This window comes from Hyphomonas sp. (assembly GCF_040882205.1).
Taxonomy (GTDB): Bacteria; Pseudomonadota; Alphaproteobacteria; order Caulobacterales; family Hyphomonadaceae; genus Hyphomonas.
On record NZ_JBBEBT010000092.1, the window covers coordinates 1 to 6,222 of the forward strand.

Annotated in this window: 7 protein-coding genes; 6 read left to right on the forward strand and 1 reads right to left on the reverse strand. The window is 64.9% G+C overall.

Translation table 11 applies throughout. The features are described from left to right. From WEA77_RS03925 to WEA77_RS03935, 3 genes are all read left to right on the forward strand, one after another. A partial coding sequence (locus WEA77_RS03925) for a hypothetical protein (protein WP_368066557.1) occupies nt 1-425 on the forward strand: 425 nt, incomplete at its 5' end. A 110-nt stretch (nt 426-535) separates the two neighbouring features. After that, entirely contained in the window at nt 536-1,987 is a 1,452-nt protein-coding gene (gene purF / locus WEA77_RS03930; RefSeq protein WP_368066558.1) for an amidophosphoribosyltransferase, read from the forward strand. A 21-nt stretch (nt 1,988-2,008) separates the two neighbouring features. Beyond that, nucleotides 2,009-2,725, forward strand: a complete 717-nt coding sequence (locus WEA77_RS03935) for an SDR family NAD(P)-dependent oxidoreductase (protein WP_368066559.1) — start codon at nt 2,009-2,011, stop codon at nt 2,723-2,725. A 58-nt stretch (nt 2,726-2,783) separates the two neighbouring features. On the opposite strand, the gene WEA77_RS03940 is transcribed toward WEA77_RS03935, so the two are convergent. Then, complete coding sequence (locus tag WEA77_RS03940) at nt 2,784-3,719, reverse strand: Gfo/Idh/MocA family protein (RefSeq protein ID WP_368066560.1); 936 nt, start codon at nt 3,717-3,719, stop codon at nt 2,784-2,786. Nucleotides 3,720-3,871: 152 nt separating this feature from the next. On the opposite strand from WEA77_RS03940, the gene WEA77_RS03945 reads away from it, so the two are divergent. The 3 genes from WEA77_RS03945 (at nt 3,872) to WEA77_RS03955 (ending at nt 6,183) form a co-directional block, all read left to right on the forward strand. Further along, entirely contained in the window at nt 3,872-4,894 is a 1,023-nt protein-coding gene (locus WEA77_RS03945; protein WP_368066561.1) for an NADP-dependent oxidoreductase, read from the forward strand. A 4-nt stretch (nt 4,895-4,898) separates the two neighbouring features. Further along, the gene (locus WEA77_RS03950) at nt 4,899-5,816 is read left to right on the forward strand and encodes a hypothetical protein (RefSeq protein WP_368066562.1); all 918 of its coding nucleotides are present in this window, start codon (nt 4,899-4,901) and stop codon (nt 5,814-5,816) included. 100 nt (nt 5,817-5,916) lie between these two features. After that, a complete protein-coding gene (locus WEA77_RS03955; RefSeq protein WP_368066563.1) occupies nt 5,917-6,183 on the forward strand; it encodes an HU family DNA-binding protein in 267 nt (88 codons plus the stop codon). The last annotated feature ends 39 nt before the right edge of the window (nt 6,184-6,222 follow it).

Consider the following 6,222-nt stretch of genomic DNA (forward strand, 5'->3'; position numbering starts at 1 on the left):
CGGGCGCACGCCCCTCGGGTGACAGCAGCGGCTATGTACCAAGCGGCGCCGTGCTGCGCGAGAAGCTGGGCGCGGGCTATAGCGTGCTGATCCAGGATTTCGCTGAGGCCGAGTTCCTCGCCATTGCGCCGGGCAACGGCCTCGCGCCGGACGCTGAACTGGTCGCGGTAAAGCGCACTGCCCGCCCCGGCACGCTGAACGCCCTGCTCGCCTCGGCCAGCCCCGGGACAGCCTGGTTCGATCTCACAGGCCTGCCGGACACTGCAATCGTCTCGCAATGGCGCAGCACGCCGATCGGCCTCGACTGGTATGGTTACGCGGCGAATGACGCGCCGGGGCCCCGTGATATTCTCAACGTGCCGCCGGATGCGCTGTTCGACATAGCGGTGATCCATCCGAAACTGACGCCTTCACGGATGCTTTAGCCCCTCACGCCGGGCAATCTGACATCGATGACAGGTCCGCCCTTCCGCAGGCGGAGAAACCGAACTATATCCCGCCGTACATTGGCCCCCAAAGCGAGTCGGACCTTCCGATGGCCTATTTCGACAATGATGACGACAAGCCACGCGAAGAGTGCGGGGTATTTGGCGTGTTCGGAAACAAGGAAGCCAGCCTCCTCACGGCGCTCGGCCTCCATGCGCTCCAGCATCGGGGACAGGAAGCCTGCGGCATCGTCAGTTTCGACGGCAAGCGCTTCAACTCCGAACGCCATATGGGCCTTGTCGGCGATCATTTCGGCGGCGACCTGCGCCAGCGCCTGCCTGGTTATGCCGCCATCGGCCACAACCGGTACTCCACGCAGGGCCGGCCTATGCTGCGCAACATCCAGCCGATTTTCGCCGACCTCGCCCTCGGCGGCTTCGCGGTCGCACACAACGGCAACCTGACCAACGCCCGCCAGGTGCGCCATCAACTCGTCAGGGACGGCGCCATCTTCCAGTCCACTATGGACACCGAGGTGATCCTTCACCTCGTCGCCCGCAGTGGCAAGAAACGCTTCGTCGACCGCCTGATCGACGCGATGCACCAGATCGAGGGCGGCTACGCGCTCGTCGGTATTACCGGCAAGAAACTGATCGGTGCACGCGATCCAATCGGCCTGCGCCCTCTCGTCCTCGGCCGCATCGGCAACGGCTATGTGCTCGCGTCGGAGACCTGCGCGCTCGACATAATCGGCGCCGAGTTCGTGCGCGAGATCGAGAATGGCGAAGTCGTCGTCATCTCGGATGAAGGCCTCGAGAGCTTCCGCGCCTTCGCGCCGCGCCCGCCCAGCCCCTGCGCGTTCGAGTATGTCTATTTCGCGCGGCCAGACAGTTTTATCCAGGGCCGCTCGGTGTACGAAGTGCGCCGCCGGATGGGCCACCAGCTTGCCGCCGAGACGCCCGCCGATGCGGACGTAATCGTGCCCGTGCCGGACTCCGGCGTGCCTGCCGCGCTCGGCTTCTCCGAAGCCTGCGGCATCCCTTTCCAGATGGGCATAATCCGAAACCACTATGTCGGGCGCACTTTCATCCAGCCGACCCAGCTTGGCCGCCAGACCGCCATCTCGAAGAAGCACAGCCCGAACCGCGCGGCCCTCGAAGGCAAGCGCGTGATCCTCGTCGACGATTCGATCGTGCGCGGCAACACGTCGAAGAAGATCGTTCAGATGGTGCGCGAGGCCGGCGCGCGCGAGATCCACTTCCGCTCTGCCAGCCCGCCGATCCTCAACCCGGATTTCTACGGCATCGACATGGCCGGCAAGTCCGAGCTGTTCGCCGCCACGCATACGCACGAGGAAATGGTGCGCGAGCTGAAGGTGGAAAGCCTCGGCTTCCTCTCGGTGCCCGGTCTCTACAAGGCCATTGGCGAGCCGCTGCGCAACAACATGATCCCGCAATTTGCCGATCACTGCTTCACCGGAGAGTACCCGACCCCGCTGGTCGACTACCAGCAGGACCAGGCCGACAAGGAACGCCAGCTCTCCTTGCTGGACGACGTGTAAGGCGCGCGCTAAAGGCGCGCCATGACCCAGTCCCCCCGCCTCATTCTTGTCACCGGCGCCTCGCGCGGTATTGGCCGTTCCATTGCGCTGGAGCTTGCCCGCCAGGGTGATCTTGTGATCGCGGTGGCGCGCTCGAAGGCCGCGTTGCAGAAGCTCGACGATGAGATCCGCGCGCTCGGCTCCGAAGCGCTTCTGGTGCCGATGGACCTGAAGGACACCAAGGGTATCGAGACGCTCGGCAAGGCCCTGATGGAGAAGTTCGGCCATCTCGACGGCTTCGTCGCCAATGCTGGCCTGCTCGGCACGCTGGGCCCGCTGGAGACCACCGGCCCTCGCAGCCTCGAGGAAACGATCCAGGTGAACCTGACCGCCAATGCCCACCTCATCCGCGCGCTCGGGCCTCTGCTGCACCAGTCGGAGGCGCCGCGCGCGGTATTCGTCACCTCCGGCGTCGTGCCGCGCCCGCGCGCCTTCTGGGGCCCCTACCAGGCGTCCAAGGCAGGCCTCGAAGCGCTGGTCAAAGCCTGGGCCGACGAGAATGAAAAGATGGCGCTGCGCGTGAACCTGTTCGACCCCGGCGCCGTGCGCACCGGGATGCGCGCCGAAGCGATGCCGGGCGAAGACCCGATGACGCTGCCCACGCCGGAAACCATAGCGAAGGAACTGGTGAAGCTGGTCAGCAAGGCTGAGACGCGCACCGGCGCCCGCGTCGTGTTCCGAGATGAGGTGAAGAACTGACCCCTTCCCGCACCGCTCATCCCCCGCGCAGGCGAGGATCGGGTCAGGTCAGGTCAGGTCAGGCGCCTGGTCTCACGAGAATGCCCGCCTGCACAGCTGCTTCTGCCGCTTCCGCCATCGCCACGGCCGCGACCGTGCCGTGCGCAGGCACCGGGCTACGCGCAAGGCCGAGGCAGGCGGCGTAGAAGCCCTCATCTGCCGCGCCGAGCGGATCGGGTAGCTCTGCTGCAATGTCCACGCGCACTTCGTACGGCGTCGTATTCTTCAGCTTGCGGGTGAGGAAGTTGATGTCGATCTCGCCGGAGGGATAAACCACCCGCATCGTCCGTTCACGGATTTCTGCCGCGCGGCTGGCCCGCAGCTTTGCCCGGCCGCCGCTGGCATACACGAACACCGCCTCCGCCTCGTCGATATACGGTGAGTGCACCCGCCGACCGGTCGCCTCGACGCTGGTGAACTCCCGGCCAAGCAACATGGCGGCAAGGTCGAGGTCGTGGATCATCAGGTCCCAGATCACCGAGACATCGCCAGCCCGGCCACCGGGCGCCGGCGGGCCGGAGCGCACGGATTCGACCAGCAGCGGCACTTCCTCGATGGCGAGCACGCCCATCGCCTTCGCGACGAAGCGTTCCTGATGGCCAACCTGGAGGATGCGCCCGCGCGCAGCGGCTTCGTCGGCAAGGTCGCGCGCCGCCAGGCCGGAGAGCGCCAGGGGCTTTTCAACGAGCACATGCCGGTTCGCTTCGATGGCCCGGCGCACGAGGGATTCGTGCCAGGTGGCCGGCACCGCGATCACGACCGCGTCGCACGCCTCGAGGAAGGCGTCGTAGTCGTCATGGCCCCGGGCCCCGAACGTCTCCGCCAGCTTTTCGGCCCGGCCAAGGTCGACATCGAAAATGCCCATCAGGTCAGCGCGCGCAGAAGCAGCGGCTTTCTGCGCATGGTAGTTTCCGAAAACACCTGCGCCTGCGACGCCCACTTTCAGCTTCGTCATCCGGGTTCCGTCCCTTTTGCATTCCGCAATGACACCCTACGCGAAGGGCTGCAAGTGTCGCAGGAGCGGCGGATTCTTACGCGCGCCCCCTTCACAGGCCGCGCCAGCCGGTTCATGTGGACCCAACACGAAACAATGCAAAGGTGATGGACATGGCCAAGCTGACTTCGACCGAATGGTCCCTTGCGGCCCGCCCAGTGGGCATGCCGAAACTTTCGGACTTCCAGACGAAGTCCATCGACGTGCCGGCGCCGGGTGATGGCGAGATCCAGGTGATGAATACCTGGATGTCGGTCGATCCCTACATGCGCGGCCGGATGTATGACCGTGAGAGCTATGTGGCGCCCTTCCAGATCGGCGAAACGCTGCAGGGCGGCGCAGTAGGCCGCGTCTCCGCCTCCGCGCATCCTGACTACAAGGTCGGCGATCTTGTCTCCTCCTTCCTCGGCTGGCGCACCGCGTGGACGGCGCAGCCCGCCGCCGCTGCAGTCCAGAAACTGCCGGCCACCGGCCTGCCCGAGAGCGCCTTCCTTGGCGTCGCCGGCATGCCGGGCCTCACGGCCTATGCCGGCCTGCTGCGCATCGCGGAACTGAAGCCCGCCGATGTCGTGTTCGTCTCCGGCGCGGCGGGGGCCGTCGGCTCCACTGTCGTGCAGATCGCCAAGATCAAAGGCGCCACCGTCATCGGCTCAGCCGGCGGCGCGCAGAAGTGCGCACTCGTCAAGTCGCTCGGCGCCGATCATGTCATCGATTACAAGCAGGCCAAGGGCTATGACGGCCTTGTCTCCGCCCTGCGCGCGGCCGCGCCGAAAGGGATCGACGTCTATTTCGACAATGTCGGCGGTGACCACCTGACGGCCGCCATCGAAGCCGCCCGCCCACTCGCCCGTTTTGCGCTGTGCGGAATGATCGCGCAGTACAACGAGACCGGCACTCCGCTTGGTCCGCACAACATCATTCAGGCCGTGGGCAAGCAGTTGAAGCTGCAAGGCTTCATCGTCTCCACCCATGGCGACATGCAACCCGCCTTCCTCTCCGACATGGCGAAGTGGATTGCCGGCGGGCAGATGAAATACGAGGAGACCGTCCTGTCGGGAATCGAAAAGGCGCCCGAGGCTTTCCTCGGCCTCTTCACCGGCGCCAATACCGGCAAGATGCTGGTCAAGCTCGCATAACGCCATGGCTGCCCTATTCGACGCCTACATCATGGTGGACTGGAGCGCGGCGGCAAAGCCCGCACTCGGTCCCAATTCCATCTGGATCGGCGTCCTGATGAAGGACGCCCGATTGAAGCTGCAGTTCAAGGCGGCGAACATCGACACGCGCCTGAAGGCGCGCGCTTTCATCGAGGACATCGTCGCCAAGCTGACCAAGCGCGGCGACAAGGTGCTGCTTGGGTTTGATTTCTCGCTGGGCTACCCGGCAGGCACGGCGCAGGCGCTCGGCCTCGACACAGTGAAGCAGGCGCCCTGGGCCGCGATACATTCGCATCTTGCGACCCGCTACAAGGACAAGCCGGACAACAACTCGCGTCCGCGCTTCGCAATTGCGGCTGGCCTGAATTACACCATCTCCAAGGGACCCTACCCCTTCTGGGGCGCGCCGCCGACAGACCGGGCGACGACGCTCTCGGCCACCAAGCCGGATTTTGCCGGCCAGCCGCTCGCCGAATACCGCCTTGCCGAGCAGCACCTGCGCAGCGTCCCGGGCGCTTCGCCGAAGTCCTGCTGGCAACTTTACGGTGCGGGATCGGTTGGCAGCCAGAGCCTCACCGGCATCCCCCATGTGCATGCCCTGCGGCAGGCCTGGCCGAAGGCGCGCGTCTGGCCTTTCGAGATCGGCGAAGGCGCGCCCCTGACCGCCGAAATGCTCGAGGGCGTCGAGGTTGTAATCGCCGAGATCTACCCTTCGCTGGTCAAGCCGGCGCCTGAGAAGGGTGAGGTTGCCGACGAGGCGCAGGTCCGCCAGATTGCCCGCCATTACGCTGATCTGGACGAGAAAAATGCCCTTGGCGCGGCTTTTTCCACAGGCAAGTCCCATTCTGAGGAACAGACGGGGATCATTACCGGCGAAGAGGGCTGGATTCTGGGCGTTTAGCCTGTGTTTATTGGGCTTCCGGCGTATCCACGGGATTCGAATCGTGGGTATGTCGGCCCAATGGCGTCTCTGGCGTCATTTAATCTAGAGGAGAACCCCTATGAACAAGGGTGAATTGACCAAAGCGGTGGCCACGGCCGTCGGCATTTCGCAAGTGGAAGCCGGCAAGGCCGTCGACGCAGTTTTCGACACAATCGCTGCCTCGGTTAAAGGTCGCGAGCAGGTTGCAATCGCCGGTTTCGGCACGTTCGTCGCCAAGACGCGCAACGCCCGCGAAGGCCGCAACCCTGCGACCAAGGAAGTGATCAAGATACCGGAAAAAACCTCGGTGGCTTTCAAGCCTGCCTCGGTTCTCAAGGACATCTGAACTTCCCGCCCCTCAATGGGGTATGAAGACGGTTCCGGG

What these genes read in the sequence shown, in the direction of transcription:
- purF (WP_368066558.1), top strand. Translation starts at nt 536, where the DNA reads ATGGCCTATTTCGACAATGATGACGACAAGCCACGCGAAGAGTGCGGG.
- WEA77_RS03935 (WP_368066559.1), top strand. Translation starts at nt 2,009, where the DNA reads ATGACCCAGTCCCCCCGCCTCATTCTTGTCACCGGCGCCTCGCGCGGT.
- WEA77_RS03940 (WP_368066560.1), bottom strand. Translation starts at nt 3,719, where the DNA reads ATGACGAAGCTGAAAGTGGGCGTCGCAGGCGCAGGTGTTTTCGGAAAC.
- WEA77_RS03945 (WP_368066561.1), top strand. Translation starts at nt 3,872, where the DNA reads ATGGCCAAGCTGACTTCGACCGAATGGTCCCTTGCGGCCCGCCCAGTG.
- WEA77_RS03950 (WP_368066562.1), top strand. Translation starts at nt 4,899, where the DNA reads ATGGCTGCCCTATTCGACGCCTACATCATGGTGGACTGGAGCGCGGCG.
- WEA77_RS03955 (WP_368066563.1), top strand. Translation starts at nt 5,917, where the DNA reads ATGAACAAGGGTGAATTGACCAAAGCGGTGGCCACGGCCGTCGGCATT.